The 20,172-nt window shown below is 59.5% G+C and carries 18 protein-coding genes; 12 read left to right on the top strand and 6 right to left on the bottom strand.

Going from position 1 to position 20,172, the window contains the following annotated elements:
* Window positions 1-22: 22 nt before the first annotated feature.
* Window positions 23-1,636 (bottom strand): methyl-accepting chemotaxis protein, encoded by a 1,614-nt coding sequence (locus tag C7436_RS11090; RefSeq protein ID WP_014422897.1) that lies wholly within the window; start codon window positions 1,634-1,636, stop codon window positions 23-25.
* A 252-nt stretch (window positions 1,637-1,888) separates the two neighbouring features.
* Between C7436_RS11090 and uvrD the strand changes: the two genes are divergently transcribed.
* Window positions 1,889-4,054: a DNA helicase II gene (gene uvrD / locus C7436_RS11085; RefSeq protein WP_121207851.1), complete on the top strand. Its 2,166-nt coding sequence runs from the start codon at window positions 1,889-1,891 to the stop codon at window positions 4,052-4,054.
* 185 nt (window positions 4,055-4,239) lie between these two features.
* Here uvrD and C7436_RS11080 read toward each other — a convergent pair whose 3' ends face one another.
* The 4 genes from C7436_RS11080 to arsH form a co-directional block, all read right to left on the bottom strand.
* Window positions 4,240-5,037 (bottom strand): undecaprenyl-diphosphate phosphatase, encoded by a 798-nt coding sequence (locus tag C7436_RS11080; protein ID WP_023012092.1) that lies wholly within the window; start codon window positions 5,035-5,037, stop codon window positions 4,240-4,242.
* A gap of 101 nt (window positions 5,038-5,138) precedes the next feature.
* Entirely contained in the window at window positions 5,139-6,332 is a 1,194-nt protein-coding gene (gene chrA / locus C7436_RS11075) for a chromate efflux transporter (protein ID WP_121207850.1), read from the bottom strand.
* A gap of 24 nt (window positions 6,333-6,356) precedes the next feature.
* A complete protein-coding gene (arsB, locus tag C7436_RS11070; RefSeq protein ID WP_121207849.1) occupies window positions 6,357-7,427 on the bottom strand; it encodes an ACR3 family arsenite efflux transporter in 1,071 nt (356 codons plus the stop codon).
* A gap of 9 nt (window positions 7,428-7,436) precedes the next feature.
* Window positions 7,437-8,153, bottom strand: coding sequence for an arsenical resistance protein ArsH (arsH, locus tag C7436_RS11065; protein ID WP_121207848.1), 717 nt, complete (start codon window positions 8,151-8,153; stop codon window positions 7,437-7,439).
* 92 nt (window positions 8,154-8,245) lie between these two features.
* On the opposite strand from arsH, the gene C7436_RS11060 reads away from it, so the two are divergent.
* The 8 genes from C7436_RS11060 (at window position 8,246) to C7436_RS11025 (ending at window position 15,721) form a co-directional block, all read left to right on the top strand.
* Complete coding sequence (locus C7436_RS11060; protein WP_121207847.1) at window positions 8,246-9,010, top strand: metalloregulator ArsR/SmtB family transcription factor; 765 nt, start codon at window positions 8,246-8,248, stop codon at window positions 9,008-9,010.
* 43 nt (window positions 9,011-9,053) lie between these two features.
* Window positions 9,054-10,058: an ArsJ-associated glyceraldehyde-3-phosphate dehydrogenase gene (locus tag C7436_RS11055; protein WP_121207846.1), complete on the top strand. Its 1,005-nt coding sequence runs from the start codon at window positions 9,054-9,056 to the stop codon at window positions 10,056-10,058.
* Between the two features lies 1 nt (window position 10,059).
* Window positions 10,060-11,271, top strand: a complete 1,212-nt coding sequence (gene arsJ, locus C7436_RS11050) for an organoarsenical effux MFS transporter ArsJ (protein WP_121207845.1) — start codon at window positions 10,060-10,062, stop codon at window positions 11,269-11,271.
* A complete protein-coding gene (locus tag C7436_RS11045) occupies window positions 11,264-11,935 on the top strand; it encodes an SDR family oxidoreductase (RefSeq protein ID WP_121207844.1) in 672 nt (223 codons plus the stop codon). The genes arsJ and C7436_RS11045 overlap by 8 nt, the downstream gene beginning before the upstream one ends.
* Before the next feature lie 7 nt (window positions 11,936-11,942).
* Window positions 11,943-12,551, top strand: a complete 609-nt coding sequence (locus C7436_RS11040) for an ABC transporter ATP-binding protein (RefSeq protein WP_121207843.1) — start codon at window positions 11,943-11,945, stop codon at window positions 12,549-12,551.
* Entirely contained in the window at window positions 12,538-13,335 is a 798-nt protein-coding gene (locus tag C7436_RS11035; protein ID WP_121207842.1) for an ABC transporter permease, read from the top strand. The genes C7436_RS11040 and C7436_RS11035 overlap by 14 nt, the downstream gene beginning before the upstream one ends.
* 78 nt (window positions 13,336-13,413) lie before the next feature.
* The gene (locus C7436_RS11030) at window positions 13,414-14,589 is read left to right on the top strand and encodes an MFS transporter (RefSeq protein ID WP_121207841.1); all 1,176 of its coding nucleotides are present in this window, start codon (window positions 13,414-13,416) and stop codon (window positions 14,587-14,589) included.
* Between the two features lie 40 nt (window positions 14,590-14,629).
* Window positions 14,630-15,721 (top strand): tRNA-queuosine alpha-mannosyltransferase domain-containing protein, encoded by a 1,092-nt coding sequence (locus C7436_RS11025; protein WP_121207840.1) that lies wholly within the window; start codon window positions 14,630-14,632, stop codon window positions 15,719-15,721.
* Here the strand turns inward: C7436_RS11025 and C7436_RS11020 are convergent.
* Window positions 15,718-16,122, bottom strand: coding sequence for an acyl-CoA thioesterase (locus tag C7436_RS11020; RefSeq protein ID WP_011787037.1), 405 nt, complete (start codon window positions 16,120-16,122; stop codon window positions 15,718-15,720). The two genes, C7436_RS11025 and C7436_RS11020, sit on opposite strands and share 4 nt — an antisense overlap.
* 192 nt (window positions 16,123-16,314) lie before the next feature.
* Here C7436_RS11020 and C7436_RS11015 point away from each other — a divergent pair, with 192 nt between their 5' ends.
* From C7436_RS11015 to pstA, 3 genes are all read left to right on the top strand, one after another.
* Complete coding sequence (locus C7436_RS11015; protein ID WP_121207839.1) at window positions 16,315-17,367, top strand: substrate-binding domain-containing protein; 1,053 nt, start codon at window positions 16,315-16,317, stop codon at window positions 17,365-17,367.
* 141 nt (window positions 17,368-17,508) lie between these two features.
* Window positions 17,509-18,897, top strand: a complete 1,389-nt coding sequence (gene pstC, locus C7436_RS11010) for a phosphate ABC transporter permease subunit PstC (protein ID WP_011787035.1) — start codon at window positions 17,509-17,511, stop codon at window positions 18,895-18,897.
* Entirely contained in the window at window positions 18,890-20,164 is a 1,275-nt protein-coding gene (pstA, locus tag C7436_RS11005) for a phosphate ABC transporter permease PstA (protein ID WP_121207838.1), read from the top strand. Before pstC ends, pstA begins: the two co-directional genes overlap by 8 nt.
* The last annotated feature ends 8 nt before the right edge of the window (window positions 20,165-20,172 follow it).

Raw genomic sequence — 20,172 nt, 5'->3', positions numbered from 1 at the left:
TTTCCTTTTTCTGGGGTTTTACTTAAACGCGGAACTGCCCGGCCACGCTCTGCAAGCCATTACTGACGTCCTGGATCTTGCGGCTGACCGTATCCAGCTCATCGGTGCTTTCCATCACGGCCTCGGCGTTGCGATGCATGTCGCCCATATGGCCAGTGACTTCGCTGAAGGTGGTGCTCTGCTCATAGGTGGCCGCGGCAATCTGCTCGTTCAGCTCGCTGATCTGCTGAACGTTCTCGAGAATCTTGCGCAGGACCTCGCCAGACTCGGTGGTCGCATCCACGCCCTGCCTGGCCATGTCTACGCTGCCTTGCATGGAATGCACGGCGGCGCCGGAGGCTTTGGAGAGTTCTGAAATCACCTGCTGGATTTCTTCGGTGGCCTTGTGGGTGCGCACCGCCAGGCCGCGTACTTCATCTGCGACCACGGCAAAGCCACGGCCGTGTTCACCGGCGCGGGCGGCTTCAATGGCGGCATTCAGGGCCAGCAGGTTGGTCTGCTCGGCCACGGTCTGAATGGTTTCCAGCAGACCGCCCACCTTCACGGAGAACTCGTCGAACTGGTTGACCAGGCTGGCAGTGTTCTCGATTTCTGCCATCAGTCGCTGGATGGTCTGTATGTTGCCCTCGACCTTCTGTTGCCCGGTGGTCGCAAACTTGGATGCGTCCTGGGTCTGGTCAGAGGCGCTGGAGGCAAAGCCCGCCACTTCCTCAACGCTTTTTACCAGCTCTTCCACGGAATTGCGGGTGGAGGAGATGGCCTGGGCCTGCTGGCTGATGCGTTCAAGATTGGTGCGGCTGGTGCTGCCCAGATGAGTGGCGACGCCGTTAAGCTCACCGATGTCCTGCTGGATGGTGGCAAAGGATTTATGCAGTTTTTCAACAAAGCGGTTGAACTGGTCCACCAGATCCCGGAGTTCATCCTTGCCGGTGTACTCGATGCGGGAGGTCAGATCGCCTTCGCCAGAAGCCATGTTCCGCAGGGAACTGATGATTTGCTGCAGGCTGCCGGAGACCGATCGACCGATAATCAGGCTCAGTGCAATCAGGACAACCAGGGCGACCACCACGATCGTCACGGAGACGGTAGCGGCTTCGCTGCTGGCCGCCGTGGTGTCGTCGATGGCCTGGGTCAGGCGGCTCTCCATGGCATTACGCATCTGGTCGAGATCCGAGCGCAAGCCCGCCAGGCGCTCGGCGTTGGCGGATGCTTCCTGGCCTATGCGACTGAAATCGGCGGTGCCCTCGATAATCGCGGTGGCGATGCGCGTGGCGGTGCTGTAGTAGCCGTTCAGCTCGGATTTCAGCGCTTTTACGTCGCTCTGCTGGCTCGGGTTAAGCTGGGCAATGCGGTCAAGATTCTCAATAATCTCGGCGAGTTGCTCTCGGGTAGCCGCGATCTGCTGATCGTCGCCCGTGGTCACGGCGCTGTTGATCTGGTTTTCGATGAGTTGCAGCAGACCCCGGTTGATGGTGGAGAGTTCCAGGGACGGATAGAGCTGGTTGCGCACCTCACCCAGTCGTTCCGAGTTGTTTCGTTCCGTGATGATGGAAAAGGCCTGGCTCACTACGAAAGCCACCACGGCTACAATCACCAGCAGCGCGAGTTTGTGTGAGATTTTGAGAGATGAAAGCATGTATGAAATCCCTGTATGCGTGGCCCACAACTCTGAACGGCGCGAGTGTAGGTTGTTTTTTGAACGCATGACACAGAATTAATGTGTCAGTGTGTTAAGTGCTGTATCGGCCACACTGGCTGTCTCTTTAAGCCTAGAGCCTTGAATTGGCCTGTATATACTCTTGAGGGGGTAGTTTGTGCCAGGGGAGGCAGCCGGGCTCTTGGCTGGTATACTGGGCTGTAAATTTAACCAGTAATGAAGCCTTGCTCCATGGATGTCTCTCATATTATTGATTCCCTGAACGACGCCCAGCGCGAAGCGGTGACGGCGCAGAACGACCATTTGCTGGTGCTGGCCGGTGCCGGCAGTGGCAAAACCCGAGTGCTGGTGCACCGGATGGCATGGTTGATGTCGGTTGACCGGGTGCCGCCCACGTCCATTCTGGCGGTGACTTTCACCAACAAGGCCGCCAAGGAAATGCGTTATCGCGTGGAGCAGATGATGCAGATTCCCACCCGTGGTCTGTGGATCGGCACCTTCCACGGAATTGCCCATCGTTTGCTTCGTTCCCACTGGAAAGACGCCGGCTTGCCGGAAAACTTCCAGGTGTTGGACAGCGACGATCAGTTGCGGCTGATCAAGCGGGTGATGCGGGAAAACCGCATTGATGAAAGCCAGTGGCCGCCGAAACAGGCCCAGTGGTTTATCAACAGCCAGAAAGATGAGGGCTTGCGGGCGGATCATATTCAGGAGAATCCGGGCGATCACTTCACCAATACCATGCTGAAGATCTACCGCCAGTACGAGAAGCTCTGCCAGCAGGGCGGCCTGGTGGATTTTGGCGAACTGTTGCTGCGGTCCCACGAACTCTGGCTGCATCGTCCGGAATTGCTGAGTCACTACCAGCAGCGCTTCCAGCACATACTGGTGGACGAGTTCCAGGACACCAACACCATTCAATACGCCTGGCTGCAGGTGCTGGCCAGCAACCGGGTGCCGCTGACGGTGGTGGGCGATGACGACCAGTCCATCTACGGCTGGCGGGGCGCGAAGATCGAGAATATCCAGCAGTACCAGCGGGATTTCCCCAATTCCCGGCTGGTCCGGCTGGAGCAGAACTACCGCTCCACCAAGACCATTCTGAAAGCCGCCAACTCGGTGATTGCCAACAACCAGGGGCGTTTGGGCAAGGAACTCTGGACTGACGGGGTGGAAGGTGAGCCGATCAGCCTGTACGCCGCGTTCAACGAGCAGGATGAAGCCAATTATATTGCCGATTCCATCTCGGCCTGGGTCAGCGAGGGCAATCTGCGCAGCGAGTGCGCCATTCTCTATCGTTCCAATGCCCAGTCCCGGGTGCTCGAAGAAGCCCTGATGCGCCAGGGTATTCCTTATCGAGTTTACGGCGGGTTGCGGTTCTACGACCGTCAGGAAATCCGAAACGCGCTGGCTTACCTGCGCCTGGTGCATTACCACCGGGACGATGCCGCCTTTGAGCGGGTAGTGAATATTCCCACCCGCGGCATTGGTGCCAAGAGCCTGCAGGAAATTCGTGAATACGCCACCGGCCAGGGTATTTCCCTGTGGGAATCGTCCGAGCGGTTGCTGGCCGCAGGCCAGGTGAAGGGACGGGCGAAAACCGGCCTGCAGCAGTTTATGGAGATCATCAACACGCTATCCGATATGGCTGGCCACGCGTCCCTGCAGGGGCTGATGAAGCAGGCGATTGAGTCCAGTGGCCTGAAGGATTATCACGCCAGTGAGAAGGGCGAGAAGGGTCAGGCCCGGGTGGAAAACCTGGAGGAACTGGTCAGCGCGCTCGCGGATTATGATGTAGAAGAAGGCGTAGATCCGCTGGCGGAGTTTATTGCCCAGGCGGCGCTGGATGCCGGCGAATCACAGGCCGATGCCCATGAGGACAGTGTGCAGTTGATGACGCTGCATTCGGCCAAGGGGTTGGAGTTTCCGATGGTGTTCCTGGCAGGTGTTGAGGAGGGTTTGTTCCCGCACAGTATGTCGCTGGAGGAGCCCGGGCGCATGGAGGAAGAGCGCCGCCTGGCTTATGTGGGCATTACCCGGGCCATGAAGAAGCTGGTACTTACTTACGCGGAATCCCGTCGGTTGTATGGTCAGGAGAAGTTTCACGCACTGTCCCGGTTTGTGCGGGAGATCCCGGGGGACTGCCTGCAGGAGGTGCGGTTGCGTAATACGGTGACGCGGCCGGCGATGGTGGAGCGACCGAATGAGAGTCTGTTTGCCCAGGATTCGGCCCAGCAGTCCGGTTTCAGCCTGGGGCAGCGGGTGCGCCATCCCAAGTTTGGCGAGGGTATCGTGATGAACTCCGAGGGTACGGGGCATCATACGCGGGTGCAGGTGAATTTCGATGAGGGCGCCAAGTGGCTTGTTTTGGCTTATGCGCCTTTGGAGGCCTGCTGATTTAGAAGCCTGCCAAGTGTGGAGTCGGTGCCGAGTTGGGGTTGGCTTTCCAAAAAGCGCTCCTTCGGCACATCCCTGTGGCGCTTGTGTTCCGCCATCCCTGGCTCCACAAATTTTTTGGAAAGCCAACCCCAACCCGGCACTCTTGGTGCTGTGCAGGCCGCCAAGTATTTAAAGAAAACGGTTTACATCAGAACCGCGTAAATCACCCCAGCCAGAATGATCCGGTAGATCACATACGGCCACATGCCCACCTTGTTCAGCCACTTCAGGAAAAAGTGGATGGCGGTAATGGCCATCAGGAACGAGGTGACGCCGCCAATCAGGAAACCATTCCAGTCCACGATTACGTCGGATGTGGCCACTTCCAGCAGCTTTACCGCCGACGCCAGCACGATAATCGGAATCGCCAGCAGGAAGGAAAACCGCGAGGCGGTTTCCCGGGTCATGCCCAGGAACAGGCCGGCGGTGATGGTGACGCCCGAGCGGGAGGTGCCGGGGACCAGAGCCATGGCCTGGGCGACGCCAACGATAACAGCGTCTTTCCAGTTCAGGGAATCCATGGTGCGCTGGCGTTTGGGGAGCCAGTCGGCAATGCCAAGAAGGATGCCGAACACCAGGGTGGTGAAGAAGATCACCGAGGCGCCCCGCAGTTCGTTGTCGATCATGTCGAGCAGGGCTAGGCCCGCGAGGCCCGCCGGGATGGTGCCGATCACCAGGTACCAGGCCAGGGCGCCCTGGCCGACGATTTTGCGCTGGCCCATGGAAATCAGGCCGTCCCGGGCGATGCCGAAGACATCCCGGCGGAAGTAGAGCACCACGGCCAATAGCGTGCCCACGTGCACCGACAAGTCGAAGCCGACGCCCTGGTCTTCCCAGCCAAAGAAGGCCGGTGTCAGGATCAGGTGGGCGGAGCTGGATATGGGCAGGAATTCGGTCAGTCCCTGGAGGAGGCCAAGGAAAAGGGCCTGGAAAATATCCATTCTTTTAATTCCGGTCGGTGGTGCTGATTAACGGGTTCGGCGCGCTCAAAAAACGAGCGCGATATTAGCAGGGTGGCTGCCGGCTGAACAGGCGCGGCAGGTTACGCACCGAGCAGCACGCCGCCGGTGGCCATCACAATCACCACGGCCCAGGCCGGGAGCTTCCATATGCTTAGCAGCATAAAACCGGTCAGGCCCAGGGCAAACTCGCCGGGGCCGACGATGGCACTGGTGAATACCGGCTGGTAAAGCGCGGCACCGAGAATGCCCACTACGGCGGCGTTGGCGCCGCGCATCAGGGCTTGCGCCCGGTGCCAGCGGCGAAAGTTGTTCCAGTGGGGTAGTACCGCCAACAGAATCAGCATACCGGGCAGGAAAATGGCCAGCAGGGCCAGCAGGGCCCAGATAATGGGTGCTGAGGGCCCCATGACCGCCCCCAGATAGGCAGCAAAGGTAAACAGCGGGCCGGGAATGGCCTGGGCGGCGCCGTAGCCGGCGAGGAATTCGTCGGCGGTTACCCAGCCGGTTTGCACAACTTCCGCTTCCAGCAGGGGCAGCATTACATGGCCGCCGCCAAACACCAGGGCACCGGTTCGGTAGAAGCCGTCCAGCATTTCCAGCAGGGTAGAGGGTGTCAGCCACACCAGGAGGGGGAGTCCGGCCAGCAGCAAAACATACAGAAAGGCCGTAAGCTTGCCGGTAGCCGCAGACACAGACAGGCCGGAATGCCCGGCCGTGCCATCATCGGCAGACTGGCACAGAGCCAGCCCGGCCAGGGCGCCAAGGGTGATCGCAGAAATCTGCCCTGCCGTGCCGCCCACAAACACCACCAGTAGAACCGCCGCCAGCGCAATGCCTGCCCTTTGCTGGTCCGGGCACAGGGTACGAGCCATGCCCAGCACCGCATGAGCCACCACCGCGACGGCTGCCACTTTCAGACCATGAATAATGCCCTGGCTGACCGGGCCATCCAGCAGGCTGGCACTGAGGGCAAAGGCCACCAGAATGATCGCCGAGGGCAGGGTGAAGGCGGTCCAGGCCGCCGCGGCCCCCCAGCCTCCACCGTGCTGCAGGCCAATGGCAAAGCCCACCTGGCTGCTCGCGGGGCCAGGCAGGAACTGGCACAGGGCGACCAGGTCCGCATAGTCCTGCTCGGACAGCCAGCGGCGCCGGGCGACAAATTCATTGCGGAAATAACCCAGGTGCGCGGCCGGGCCGCCAAAAGAGGTCAGGCCCAGGGCCAGGAAGGCCAGGAAGATTTCGCGAATTCGTCCTGTTGTCGAACCGGGGGGCATGCTTGCTCCTGAAAGTCCTTGTGATCAGGCCGGGAACTTGTCCCGGGTATTATTGGCAATGCGCACCAGTGCGAGCATTAACGGCACTTCCACCAGTACGCCCACCACCGTGGCCAGGGCCGCGCCCGATTGCAGGCCGAACAGGGCGATGGCCGCCGCCACCGCCAGTTCAAAGAAGTTGCTGGCACCGATCATGGCCCCAGGGGCGGCAATGCAATGGCGTACTTTCCACAGCCTGGCCCAGCCGTAGGCCAGCAGGAAGATAAGCACCGTCTGGATAACCAGTGGCACGGCAATCAGCAGTATATGCAACGGATTTTGCAGAATGACTTCACCCTGAAAGGCGAACAGCAACACCAGGGTGATGATCAGCGCCGCCGGTGTCACCGGGCCAATGCGCTTCATGAACACGTCGTCGTACCACTGCTCGCCGTGGCGGTCGATCAGGGCCCGGCGGGTCAGGTAACCGGCGGTAAGCGGGATCACGATGTATAAGACCACCGACAGAATCACCGTATCCCAGGGTACCTGGATGTCGGAAATCCCCAGCAGGAGAACCACAATCGGCGCAAAGGCGAACAGCATGATGATGTCGTTCAGGGACACCTGCACCAGGGTGTAGGCGGCATCGCCTTTGGTCAGGTAACTCCAGACAAATACCATGGCGGTGCAGGGCGCAGCCCCCAGCAGAATGGCACCGGCCAGGTACTCGCTGGCCAGTTGCGGGGCGATCCAGGGCTCGAACGCCACCATCAGGAAAAACCAGGCAATGGCGAACATGGTGAAGGGTTTGATCAGCCAGTTCACGATAGTGGTGATGGCGAGGCCCTTCGGCTCTTTTCGCACCCCGACCACGGCGCTGAAATCGATTTGTGCCATCATCGGGAAAATCATCGCCCAGATCAGGATGGCGATAGGGATGGACACCTGGGCGTATTCAAAGCGGGACAGGGTCTCGGGAATCGAGGGGGCAAGCTGCCCGATAGCTACACCGGCGACAATGGCCAGTGCCACCCACACGGAAAGGTAGCGCCCGAACAGGTCCAGGCCGCCGTCAGTGGTTTCAACCGTGTTCACATCGCTGTTACTGCTCATGGCACACCCTTAAATGGAACGTTGGTTCACACGTTTCGACAGTTCTTCGGCGCTTTCCTTGCGTTCGGAGTAGCGGTCAGTGAGGTAATCACTGCGGTCCCGTACCAGCAAAGTGAATTTTATCAGCTCTTCCATGACATCCACGATGCGATCGTAGTAGGGCGAGGGCTTCATGCGATCGTTGCCATCAAATTCCATGTAGGCTTTGGGCACCGAGGACTGGTTCGGAATGGTGACCATGCGCATCCACCGGCCCAACACCCGCAGCTGATTAACGGCGTTGAATGACTGGGAGCCACCACATACCTGCATCACTGCCAGGGTTTTGCCCTGTGTCGGCCGAACCGCACCCAGGGACAGCGGTATCCAGTCGATCTGGGTTTTCATAATGCCGGTCATGGCGCCGTGGCGTTCAGGGGAGCACCACACCATACCCTCACTCCACTGCACCAGTTCCCGCAGCTCCTGAACCTCGGGGTGGGAGGCATCCTCGGCATCGGCCAGGGGCAGTCCTCGGGGGTTAAAAATGCGGGTTTCCGCGCCCATGGCTTCCAGCAACCGGGCGGCTTCTTCCACCGCCAGGCGGCTGAACGAGCGCTCGCGCAGGGAGCCATACAGCAGCAGAATTCTGGGTTTGTGGTCGGAAGGCACCGCGGCGAACAGATCCTCATTTGTAGGTGCTTTCATTAGTTCGGCGTCAATACTCGGTAGGTTGTCGATGTTCATGATGGGTCCGTTTGCCGTCTTTACTCTGTCACAGTTGACGGCTATTATCCCAAAAAATGAATATGTGGCAAATCGAATATACGGAATCTCGTATGAAAAGAAGAGTCTTGTTTGTCTGTACGGCCAACAGCGCCCGCTCCTTGATGGCAGAAGCGCTGCTTCGACACATGGCTGGCGACCGGTTCGAGGTGGCCAGTGCCGGCACCGAGCCCGGTGAACCGCACCCGCTGGCGCTACAGGTGCTGCAGGAAGCCGGCATTCCGGTGGATGGGCTTTATAGCAAGTCGCTGTCTGAACTGCAGGACCAGTACTGGGATTACGTGATTACCCTGTGTGAAAAAGCTGCCCGGGAGTGCGCCAGGGTATCGTCCGGTGCCCAGCAGATTGCCTGGGACTTTCCGGACCCGGCTGAGGCCAATCGGCACGCCACTTTTGCCTTGACGCTGAAAGAGATCAGGGAGCGTATTGGTTTGTTCACCCTGGTGCACCAGAAAGAGACCGGCCTGAAACCGGCCGACTACAACCCGGTGGCTGTGTTCAAGGCCATGGCCGACGACCTGCGCCTGGCAGCTCTGCTGCTGATCAAAGACCAGGGCAAGCTGTGTGTGTGTGAGCTTACCGAGGCGTTTGACGTCTCCCAACCAAAAGTCAGCCGTCACCTGGCCTCCCTGCGGGATGCCGGCCTTCTGGAAACAGAGCGCCGGGGCCAATGGGTCTATTATTACCTTCATCCGCACCTGCCAGACTGGATAGTGCGGGTTCTGGATGAAACTTCACGGAACAATACAGCATTGATCGCGCAGCCCCTGGCCAGGTTGCAGGCCATGGCCGACCGCCCGGCAGTTCAATGCTCCTGAACAGAACCATTACACGGATTGCGAATCGCGCAAGGAGAACACCATGAGCAAGATCAAGGTAGGAATTAACGGATTCGGCCGCATTGGCCGGCTGGCGCTGCGGGCCGCATGGGGTTGGCCGGAGCTGGAATTTGTTGCCATCAACGACCCGGGTGCACCCACCCATACTCTGGCACATCTGCTTAACTTCGACAGCGTGCATGGCCGCTGGAACTACGAAGCCACCGCCGATGGCGATGACATGGTGATTGACGGCCAGCGCATCCGCGTGACCCACAACAAAGCCATTGCCGATACCGACTGGTCCGGCTGCGACCTGGTGATCGAAGCCAGCGGTGTGAACAAGAAGGTGGCTGTTCTACAGGGCTACCTGGATCAGGGTGTAAAACGGGTGGTGGTGACTGCGCCGGTGAAAGAGTCGGGCGCGAAGAACATTGTCATGGGCGTAAACGAGCACATCTTCGACCCGGCCAATGACCGCATCATCACCGCGGCTTCCTGCACCACCAACTGCCTGGCACCGGTGGTGAAAGTAATCCACGAGAAACTCGGTATCAAACACGGTTCGTTGACCACCATCCACAGCCTGACCAACACCCAGACCAATATCGATGCGCCCCACAAGGACCTGCGCCGGGCCCGTGCCTGTGGTAGCTCGCTGATCCCCACCAGCACCGGTTCCGCCACGGCGATTATCGAGATCTTCCCGGAGCTGAAAGGCAAGCTGGATGGCCACGCGGTGCGGATTCCGCTGATCAATGCGTCACTGACCGATTGCGTGTTTGAAGTAGAGACGCCGACGGACCGGGATACCGTCAACCAACTGTTGAAAGAGGCGGCTGAGGGCCAGTTGAAAGACATTCTGGGCTACGAAGAGCGGCCGTTGGTGTCCATCGACTACAAAACCGACCCCCGGTCTTCCATCGTCGATGCCCTGTCCACCCTGGTGGTCAACGGCACCCATGTGAAAATCTACGCCTGGTATGACAACGAATGGGGCTACGCCAACCGCACCGTCGAACTGGCACGCAAGGTAGGCCAGGCCTGATATGAATGCCGCCATTCGCCAGTACCTGGTGATCACCGGCAACTACTGGGCCTTCACCCTGACCGATGGCGCCCTGCGAATGCTGGTGGTGTTGCACTTTCACCAGCTGGGCTATTCGCCCCTGGAAATCGCCCTGTTGTTCATCTTCTACGAGTTCTTCGGGGTGGTGACCAACCTGGTGGGCGGCTACCTGGGGGCCCGCATGGGCCTGAACCGCACCATGAACATCGGGCTGTTCCTGCAGATCGTCGCGCTGGCCATGCTGGCGGTGCCGGCGGCCATGCTCACGGTGCCCTGGGTGATGGCGGCGCAGGCGTTGTCGGGTATTGCCAAGGACCTGAACAAGATGTCCGCCAAGAGCGGCATCAAGTTATTGGTGCCGGATGAGCAGCAGGGCACCCTGTACAAGTGGGTGGCCATTCTCACCGGCTCCAAGAACACCCTGAAAGGGGTGGGCTTCTTCCTCGGTGGCGTGTTGCTGATGGCCGCCGGGTTTACCGGTGCGGTGATCCTCATGGCGGTAGCGCTGGGCCTGGTCTGGCTGGCCAGTCTGTTCCTGCTGGGGCAGGACCTGGGCAAGAGCAAGGCCAAGCCAAAGTTCAGCGAGATCCTGTCCAAGAGCCGGGCCATCAACGTGTTGTCGGCGGCCCGGATGTTCCTGTTCGGCGCCCGGGACGTGTGGTTTGTAGTGGCGTTGCCGGTGTACATGGCCACGGTGTTCGGCTGGGACCACTGGAAAGTTGGCGGCTTTATGGCCAGCTGGATTATCGGTTACGGTTTTATCCAGACCATTGCGCCCAGAATCACCGGCCACGCCAACGGTAAGTCCGGTGCCGTGCTTTGGGCGGCAGTGCTGGCGTTGGTTCCTGCCGCCATTGCCGGGGCTCTGTTGGCCGGTTGGCCGGCACAGGTGGTGGTGATTGGCGGTTTGCTGCTGTTCGGGGTGCTGTTTGCCATCAACTCCTCGCTGCACAGCTACCTGATTGTCAGCTACGCCCGGGGTGACGGTGTATCGCTGGATGTGGGGTTCTATTATATGTCTAACGCCGCCGGCCGGCTGCTGGGCACCATTCTCTCTGGCTGGGTGTACCAGGCCTACGGGCTGGAAGCCTGTTTATGGATTTCCGCTGCCCTGGTAGCCACAGCGGCAGCGTTGTCAGTATGGTTGCCGGAACGAGCGGAGAAACCAATAGGAGAAAAAGGCTATGTCTGATTCCAATGTGGTGGTCATTACCGGTGCCAATCGGGGTATTGGTCTGGAGCTGGCCCGGCATTATGCCGCTGAGGGCTGCGAGGTCATTGGCGTATGCCGACAGTCCTCGGAAGAGCTTGCCGGTGTGGCGGGTCAGGTGATCGATGGCGTGGATGTCACCACCGATGCCGGCATCGATAAGCTGAAATCCGGTCTGGCGGGCAAGCGTATCAGCTTGCTGATCAACAACGCCGGCCTGCTTCAGGACGAGCAGCTGGGCAGTATCGACTTCGACTCCATTCGCACCCAGATGGAAATCAACGCCTACGCGCCACTGCGCGTGGCCGAAGCCCTGGCGCCTCTGATGGGGCAGGGCAGCAAGATCGCCAATATAACCAGCCGGATGGGCTCTATCGCCGACAACGACTCCGGCGGCCGTTATGGCTATCGGGCATCGAAGGCTGCGCTGAACGCTTTCGGAAAATCCCTGGCGGTGGATCTCAAACCCAGGGGCATTGCCGTGGCGCAGCTGCACCCCGGTTATGTGAAAACGCGAATGGTGAACTTTGGCGGGCTGATCACGCCGGAGGAGTCTGCCAGGGGGCTGGCCGAGCGCATTGCCAATCTGACTCTGGAGAACACCGGGTCGTTCTGGCACAGCAACGGTGAGGAACTGCCCTGGTGAGCCGGCTTTGACAGGGTTGTTGCTTCAAGGTGTCAGCATTGGCGTGCTGAATGAGGTATCGCTAACTGTTCCCCGCGGACAGGTGGTGTGCCTGTCGGGCCCCTCTGGCAGTGGCAAGAGCCGGTTACTGCGCGCGGTGGCCGATCTGGAACCCCACGGCGGTCAGATTTCTCTGGATAACCTCAATCAACAGAGCGTACCGGCACATCAGTGGAGGCGCCAGGTGGTGATGGTGCCGGCGGAAAGCCAGTGGTGGTTTGATGAGGTAAGCGCCCACTTTCCCGAGGGGGCTGGTGAGCGTTTGCCTGCCGCTCTGGGTTTCCCTGCCGAGGTGATGGACTGGTCGGTCAGCCGGTTGTCCTCCGGTGAGCGACAAAGACTCGCGTTGTGGCGGGCCCTGGTTCAGGAACCAGACGCGCTGCTGCTGGATGAACCGACCGCCAATCTGGATAACGAATCGACAGAGGCGATCGAACGCTGGCTGTTGCAGGAGATTGAACAGCGGCAGATCGCCACTCTGTGGGTCGCCCATGATTCCGCCCAGATTCATCGGGTAGCCAACGTTCACTATCGGATTCGAGGATCCGCACTGGAGCCTGTCCATGGAAGTGATTGACCTGGCCTGGTGGAAACTGGGCCTGGCGGCCTTGCTGGTACTGGCGTTGGCAGCGACAGCCTACCTGGGGCGGCTGGGCATCACCCGCAGCCTGTTGGTGGCGGCCATACGAACGGTTATTCAGCTGGCATTGATTGGCCTGGTACTGGAAGCCCTGTTTGCCTCTTCCGCCTTCTACTGGATTGCGCTGCTGGCGGCGGTCATGCTGCTGGTGGCTGGTCGGGAAGTGGTGGCGCGCCAGGGCCGACGCCTGAAAGACGGGTGGGCGTTCGGGATCGGCACCGGCGCGATGTTCGTGTCGTCGTTTACCGTGACCGTGCTGGCACTGGCGGTGGTGATTGGTCCGGAGCCCTGGTATACCCCACAGTACGCGATTCCTTTGCTGGGTATGATGCTGGGCAACACCATGACCGGGGTCAGCCTGGCCCTGGATCGTCTGAATGATTCGGTCTGGCGCCAGCGGGCGGTAATCGAGAACCGGCTGATGCTGGGCCAGACCTGGCAACAGGCACTGGAAGACATCCGTCGGGAAGCCATGCGCAGTGGCATGATGCCCTCCATTAACGCCATGGCAGCAGCCGGCATTGTCAGCCTGCCCGGCATGATGACCGGTCAGATACTGGCGGGCAGCCCGCCCGCGGTCGCCGTTAAGTACCAGATATTGGTTATGCTGATTATTACCGTCGGCACGGGGTTTGGCGCGATGATGGCGGTCAGTTGGGGAGGCCGGCGGCTGTTTGATGACCGGGAGCGCCTGCGGCTGGATCGTTTAACCAAACCGTGACCGGGCACCAAAGTCGCATGGGGTCTCAGTCGGGTTTCGAGCTAGGCTTGGCTTTCCGGTAACCACAAAGACAATAATATGACCAGCCTACTGCAACGTTATCCTTTGCCAGTCATTGTGCTCGCACAATTGTTCGGCACCTCCCTCTGGTTCAGTATCAACGGGGTCTGGCTATCCCTGTCAGCCGAACTCGGGTTAGCGGAATCGGATCTGGGCCGGCTTACGCTGTCTGTTCAGGCGGGTTTTATTGCCGGTACGCTTGCTCTGGCGGTGACCGGCCTGGCGGATCGCTTCGGCGCCAGCCGCATCTTCCTTATTTCGAGCCTGATGGGCGCACTGGCGAACGCCGGCTTTGTAGTGGTGGCCGGGGTGTTTCCGTTGGACAGCCTGTTCCGGTTCGCTACCGGCCTGTGTCTGGCCGGAATTTATCCCCTGGGTATGAAACTGGTGATTGCCTGGACACCCAAATACGCCGGCGCCGCCCTGGCCTGGCTGGTGGGTATGCTGACTCTGGGTACCGCTCTGCCACATCTGATGCGAGGGGCAACATCAGGTATGCCCTGGGAGTGGCCACTGTTTGCATCGTCCTGTCTGGCGCTACTGGGCGGGCTGTTGGTGTTTCTGTTGGGTGACGGGCCGCACCTGCCCAAAGCCAGTGGGCGGCTTCCCCTGAGACAGGGACTGTCTGCTTTGCGCCTGCCCCGGTTCCGGGCCGTGGCCGGTGGTTATTTTGGCCACATGTGGGAGCTATACGCCTTCTGGACGCTGGTGCCGCTGTTGATCGGGCGAGAACTGCAGCGGCTGGGACAGGGTGATGCCTTGATCCCCTGGTTGTCGTTTGCGGTGATCGGTATGGGTGCGGCTGGATGTATTGGCGGCGGCCGGATCAGTCGGACTCGGGGTAGTGAGTGGGTTGCCCGGCGGGCGTTGATGGTGTCCGGGGTATTGTGCCTGCTCTATCCCTGGATGAACGGGCTGCCCCCGGAGTTGTTGATGGCGGCGTTACTGGTTTGGGGCGTCGCTGTGGTGGCCGATTCCCCGCAATTCTCCGCGCTGGCTGCAGTCACGGCCCCGAAAGAAACCGTTGGCTCATCTCTGGCGGTCATGAACGCGGTCGGCTTTGGCCTGACCCTGCCCGCCATCTGGCTCACCAGTGGGCTCTGGAATGCCTGGGGGGGCTGGGTAGCGTTGCTGCTTTTGCCGGGACCGGTGTTCGGCCTGTGGTCACTGAGCCGGGGAAAGCCCGAGGCCTGATATACTTGCCGATTACGTCGACCTCCTGCTTTGGACCGTCATGACCCAACGCATTCTGTTATTGTCCGCTTATGATGCTGCCAGTCATCAGCGCTGGCGCGAGCAATTGGTCACCATGCTGCCCGATTATCATTGGCAGACGCTGGCGCTTCCGCCCAGATTCTTTCAGTGGCGGATTCGAGGTAATCCGGTGAGCTGGCTGCATCAGCCCGGCCTGGACGAATCCTGGGATCTGGTCATTGCCACTTCCATGGTTGATCTGGCCACCTTGCGCGGGCTGCACCCTCGAATCGCGAACACCCCCTGCCTGCTTTATATGCATGAGAACCAGTTTGCCTTTCCGGTCAGCGATCAGCAGCGAGGCCGGGTAGAGCCGCAGATGGTCAATCTCTACAGCGCTCTGGCCGCCGATGCAGTGGTCTTTAACAGTGCCTGGAACCGGGACAGCTTTCTGCAGGGTGTCGAAGACTTTCTCAACAAAATGCCGGATGCGGTGCCCGACGGTGTGATGGAAACGCTCAGGGAAAGGTCTTCGGTGCTGCCGGTGCCGATTGAAGACAGGTTGTTTATCGAGCAGCCACGGTCCGTGAACCGGGAACGGCCGCATCTGTTATGGAATCATCGCTGGGAATACGACAAGGGGCCCGACCGGTTGTTCGGCCTGCTGGAACAGCTGGAGCAGCGCAAGCTGGGCTATCGCATCAGTGTGGTGGGTGAAGGCTTTCGCAGCCGCCCGCAAGCCTTTGACCGGATTTACCAGCAATTTGCCCGCCGCATTGAACACTGGGGCTTTCTGGAACACCGGCAAGATTACGATCAGCTGTTGCGCAGTGCCGATATCGTGGTGTCGACCGCCCTGCACGATTTCCAGGGTCTGGCGATGCTGGAGGCGATGGCATCGGGATGCTTGCCGCTGGCACCGGACCGGCTGGCCTACCGGGAATATGTGCCGGCAGACTGCCGATACCGGAGCCTGGAATCCGATCCCGGCGGGGAAGCCCTGGCGGCCGCTGAACGGCTGGTGCTGCTGTTAAAGCAACCTCCCGAGCTTAACCCGCCACAAGCCTGGCGGGCTTCAGAACTGGCCCCGAAGTACCAGGCGCTGATTCAGCAGCTGATGGCGCGGGCTTAGTGATTCTGCTCCGGGACTTCCCGGATGCGCCCATGCTCATCAATCGCCACGTACACGAACAGACCTTCAGTCACCTTGCGGGGTGTCTTGGAGGCGCGGTCCAGTGTCCAGACTTCCACGTTGATTTTCATGGAGCTGCGGCCGATGTCCACCAATTCACAGTAGCAGCCCACCTGGGAGCCCACACGCAAGGGTGACAGAAACTCCATTCTGTCCATCGCGACGGTGGCATTACGGCCCTGGGAAATGCGACCGGCCATGGTCGCTGCCGCAATATCCATCTGTTTGACCAGCCAGCCGGCGAAGACGTCGCCGTTGGCATTGGTGTCTGACGGCAGTGGCACCACCTGCAGCATCATCTCGCCCCGGGGGGCCGGTTTGTCATCATCGTACGCAGTCATCAGGATCGCCTGTACAGCTTGTGAGTTGTTTTCTGTGCATGGTAACGGGCTGGCGCGGGGCTGCAAGAAAATTTGAACAATGACAGCTATATTTCAAAAGCTGTAACAAAGTTGTCACAGAGTGCCCCTAGGATGCAGTCATCGGTAAAGCACATCCGACACAACGTCCAAAGTAAATAATGGAGACTCGACGTGATGAAACTGAACAAAGCACTTGCAACCGTTGCGCTGGCCGGCTCTGTTGCCGCCCTGTCTGCACCGGCCATGGCCCGCGACACCATCAGCATCGTGGGCTCTTCCACCGTGTATCCGTTCGCTACTGTGGTAGCCGAGCGTTTTGGTGCCAACACCGATTTCCCGACACCCAAGCTGGAATCCACCGGCTCCGGTGGCGGCCTGAAGCTGTTCTGTCAGGGCGTAGGCACCCAGCACCCGGACATCACCAACGCTTCCCGTCGTATGAAGCCGTCCGAGTTTGATCTGTGCCAGAGCAACGGCGTGAAGGACATCACCGAGTTCCGCATTGGTTCTGACGGCATCGTGATCGCCAGCTCCAAAGAAGCCGAAAATCTTGAAGTAACCCTGGAGCAGCTGTTCCTGGCGCTGGGTAAAGAAGTACCCAACCCGAAAAACGAGAATGAGCTGATCGCCAACCCGTACAAGAACTGGAGCGACATCGATTCCAGTCTGCCGAACAAGCCGATCCGTGTGATGGGGCCGCCTCCGACTTCCGGTACCCGTGACTCCTTCAACGAGCTGGCTCTGCAGGGCGGCTGTGAAGACCTGCCTGCGGTTGCCAACATGAGTGAAGATGACATGGAAGGTGTGTGTCAGAGCATTCGCGAAGACGGCGCTTTCATCGAAGCGGGTGAGAATGACAACCTGATCGTCCAGAAACTGATTGGTGATACCGGCATGTACGGCGTCTTCGGTTACAGCTTCCTGGAAGAGAATGCTGATCGTCTGCAGGCCGCTACTCTGAACGGCAAGGTTCCGACTGCCGAAGGTATCGCTGCCGATGACTACCCGGTTGCCCGTTCACTGTTCTTCTACGTGAAGAAAGCCCACGTGGGCGTGGTTCCCGGTATCCAGGAATACGCTCAGGAGTTCACCGGCATGGGCGCCATGGGCCCGAATGGCTACCTGAAAAGCGTTGGTCTGATCGTTCCGCCGCGCGATGCGCTGATGGATCTGCAGGAGAAGGCTGAAAAGATGCCTAACCTGACCAAAGACGAGCTGATGTAAGCGCGGACTACCGCGAGTAGTGAGCGAAAGGGTGCGTCTCTGAAGGGCCGCACCCTTTCGCACGTAAGATAGTTGAAAGTGCGAATTGGTTTTTTACGCTTTACACTTGTGACCTGCTAAACGTGTCAAACAGGAATTTTCATGCAACCGGCTAACCTCATGCTATTGGTCATTGCCTTCGTGGTGGTGGCTTATGGTCTTGGATATGCCCGCTCCCGCTCATTGGCCATGCCTATGGGTGGTATCCGGCATCTCAAATCCCTGCCGTTCTATTACGGTGCCCGTGCTGCGCTCTGGTGCGGCATTCCGGCATTGATTGTGCTGGCACTGTGGGCGGCATTTCAGGGTAAAGTCATTCAGTTGCTGGTGATCGGCTCCCTGCCACCAGACCTGGTGCCGGAAGGGGCAGGGCAGGCCAGTCTGCTGCTCAGCAAAATCAGCAATGTGGCCAGTGGCGCCCTGCCTCCGGGCTTTGTCGAGGCTCCGATTGCCGAGGCAGCCGAGCGGTTGCAGGCGTTGCGTGCTCAAAGTCGGCTCTACATGTCGGTTCTGGTTGTGGCCGTTGCAGTGCTGGCCGGCTTTCTGGGCTGGATCCGGATCAGCCCGAAGCTGAATGCCCGGAGCCAGGTTGAAACCACCCTGAAGTGGATCTTTTTCGCCTGTGCTGCGCTGGCGATCCTCACCACGGTTGGCATTGTCTTTTCGGTTGCCTTTGAGACCTTCCGTTTCTTCCAGAAGATTTCCTTCTTTGAGTTTTTCTTCGGCACCCAGTGGAGCCCCCAGACGGCGTTGCGCGCCGATCAGGTGGCAGCCGAGGGCGCCTTCGGGATGGTGCCCCTGTTTACAGGCACGCTGCTGATCTCTGCCATTGCCATGGTGGTTGCGGTCCCGGTAGGGCTGTTATCGGCCATCTATCTGTCTGAGTATGCCAACAAGCGGGTACGGGGTATTTTCAAGCCGCTGCTGGAAATGCTGGCGGGTATCCCGACTGTGGTTTACGGCTTTTTTGCCGCCCTGACGGTGGCGCCGTTTATCAGTGATTTTGCCGCTTCCCTGGGTATCAATGCGTCTTCCCAAAGTGCCCTGGCAGCCGGTGGGGTGATGGGCATCATGATTATTCCTTTCGTTTCTTCTCTTTCCGACGACGTTATCAACGCCGTGCCGCAAACGCTCCGGGATGGTTCGCTGGCGCTCGGCGCCACCCAGTCCGAGACCATGAAAAAGGTTATCTTTCCTGCGGCGTTGCCCGGGATCATGGGCGGGATACTGCTGGCGGTATCCCGGGCCATTGGTGAAACGATGATCGTGGTGATGGCTGCAGGCCTGGCGGCGAATCTGACCGCTAACCCGCTGGAATCGGTGACCACCGTAACCGTGCAGATTGTCACCCTGCTGACCGGTGACCAGGAGTTCGACAGCGCCAAAACTCTGGCCGCCTTCGCCCTGGGTGCGATGCTGTTCCTGGCCACGCTCCTGCTTAACGTTATTGCTCTGAAAATTGTCCGCAAATATCGGGAACAGTATGACTGATCAACGTTCACAGGCGGAACTTGTCCGCCAGTCGCTCAAGCGCCGTTACCGCAAGGAACGCCGCTTCCGTGCCTATGGTATCGCTGCCATCGCCATTGCCCTGTCGGCTCTGGTGATCCTGTTTGCCGATATTATTGGCAAGGGCCATACCGCCTTTATCAAAACCACCGTTACCCTGGAGGTGGATATCGACGGTGAGGCCATGTATCTGGACGACGCGTCCGACGAACGCCAGATGAAAATGGCCGACTTTGTCGAGCCCTTGATCCGCGCCTTGATGAAAGAAATCCCTGAGGCCGGGGAGTCGGACAGGGACGATGTCCGTGATCTGATCAACCCCTATGCCTCCAATCAGTTACGGGATGCGCTTCGGGAAAACCCCGAGTTGCTCAACACCACCCAGACCATGACCTTCCTGTCCCATACCGATGTGGATGTGTACGTCAAACATGCCGGGGATGCGAGTTACTCCATCAAGCTCAATGAAAAGCAGCGCGGCTGGGTGGATGCTCTGTATGAGCGCGGCGTGGTGGATACCGGTTTCAACGATGTGTTTTTCAGCCGTGGCGACTCCCGGGATCCGTCCCGTGCCGGCATTCTCGGGGCGATTGTTGGCTCTTTGCTGACCATGGTTGTGACTCTGGCGCTGTCGTTCCCGATCGGGGTGGCTGCGGCCATCTATCTGGAGGAGTTTGCGCCCCAGAACAAACTGACCGACTTCATTGAGGTCAACATCAACAACCTGGCGGCGGTACCCTCAATCATCTTCGGTCTGCTGGGTCTGGCCGTGTTCATCAACCTGTTCGGCATGCCGCGTTCGGTGCCGGTGGTGGGTGGTCTGGTACTGACCCTGATGACCCTGCCCACTATCATTATTTCCAGCCGTGCGGCGATCAAGAGTGTGCCGCCTTCCATCCGTGAGGCGGCCGAGGGCATCGGTGCCTCCAAAATGCAGGTGGTGTTGCACCATGTGCTGCCGCTGGCCATGCCGGGTATGCTGACCGGTTCCATCATCGGCATGGCCCAGGCGCTGGGAGAAACTGCACCCTTGCTGTTGATTGGCATGGTGGCCTTTATCGTGGATGTGCCCGATGGTTTCTTCGATTCCGCCACGGTATTGCCTGTACAGGTGTTCCTGTGGGCCGGCAGCCCGGAGCTTGCCTTTATCGAACGAGCGTCAGCAGCCATCATGGTGCTGCTGACTTTCCTGATTGGAATGAATGCATTGGCCATCTGGCTTCGTAAGCGTCTTGAGCGCCGGTGGTGAGGAGGAGT

Source organism: Marinobacter nauticus, from assembly GCF_003634635.1.
In the GTDB taxonomy this organism is placed as follows: domain Bacteria; phylum Pseudomonadota; class Gammaproteobacteria; order Pseudomonadales; family Oleiphilaceae; genus Marinobacter; species Marinobacter nauticus.
Note: the sequence above shows the minus strand (reverse complement) of the source record. Positions and strands in the feature narration are given on the sequence as shown.

What these genes read in the sequence shown, in the direction of transcription:
- C7436_RS11090 (WP_014422897.1), bottom strand. Translation starts at nt 1,636, where the DNA reads ATGCTTTCATCTCTCAAAATCTCACACAAACTCGCGCTGCTGGTGATT.
- uvrD (WP_121207851.1), top strand. Translation starts at nt 1,889, where the DNA reads ATGGATGTCTCTCATATTATTGATTCCCTGAACGACGCCCAGCGCGAA.
- C7436_RS11080 (WP_023012092.1), bottom strand. Translation starts at nt 5,037, where the DNA reads ATGGATATTTTCCAGGCCCTTTTCCTTGGCCTCCTCCAGGGACTGACC.
- chrA (WP_121207850.1), bottom strand. Translation starts at nt 6,332, where the DNA reads ATGCCCCCCGGTTCGACAACAGGACGAATTCGCGAAATCTTCCTGGCC.
- arsB (WP_121207849.1), bottom strand. Translation starts at nt 7,427, where the DNA reads ATGAGCAGTAACAGCGATGTGAACACGGTTGAAACCACTGACGGCGGC.
- arsH (WP_121207848.1), bottom strand. Translation starts at nt 8,153, where the DNA reads ATGAACATCGACAACCTACCGAGTATTGACGCCGAACTAATGAAAGCA.
- C7436_RS11060 (WP_121207847.1), top strand. Translation starts at nt 8,246, where the DNA reads ATGAAAAGAAGAGTCTTGTTTGTCTGTACGGCCAACAGCGCCCGCTCC.
- C7436_RS11055 (WP_121207846.1), top strand. Translation starts at nt 9,054, where the DNA reads ATGAGCAAGATCAAGGTAGGAATTAACGGATTCGGCCGCATTGGCCGG.
- arsJ (WP_121207845.1), top strand. Translation starts at nt 10,060, where the DNA reads ATGAATGCCGCCATTCGCCAGTACCTGGTGATCACCGGCAACTACTGG.
- C7436_RS11045 (WP_121207844.1), top strand. Translation starts at nt 11,264, where the DNA reads ATGTCTGATTCCAATGTGGTGGTCATTACCGGTGCCAATCGGGGTATT.
- C7436_RS11035 (WP_121207842.1), top strand. Translation starts at nt 12,538, where the DNA reads ATGGAAGTGATTGACCTGGCCTGGTGGAAACTGGGCCTGGCGGCCTTG.
- C7436_RS11030 (WP_121207841.1), top strand. Translation starts at nt 13,414, where the DNA reads ATGACCAGCCTACTGCAACGTTATCCTTTGCCAGTCATTGTGCTCGCA.
- C7436_RS11025 (WP_121207840.1), top strand. Translation starts at nt 14,630, where the DNA reads ATGACCCAACGCATTCTGTTATTGTCCGCTTATGATGCTGCCAGTCAT.
- C7436_RS11020 (WP_011787037.1), bottom strand. Translation starts at nt 16,122, where the DNA reads ATGACTGCGTACGATGATGACAAACCGGCCCCCCGGGGCGAGATGATG.
- pstC (WP_011787035.1), top strand. Translation starts at nt 17,509, where the DNA reads ATGCAACCGGCTAACCTCATGCTATTGGTCATTGCCTTCGTGGTGGTG.
- pstA (WP_121207838.1), top strand. Translation starts at nt 18,890, where the DNA reads ATGACTGATCAACGTTCACAGGCGGAACTTGTCCGCCAGTCGCTCAAG.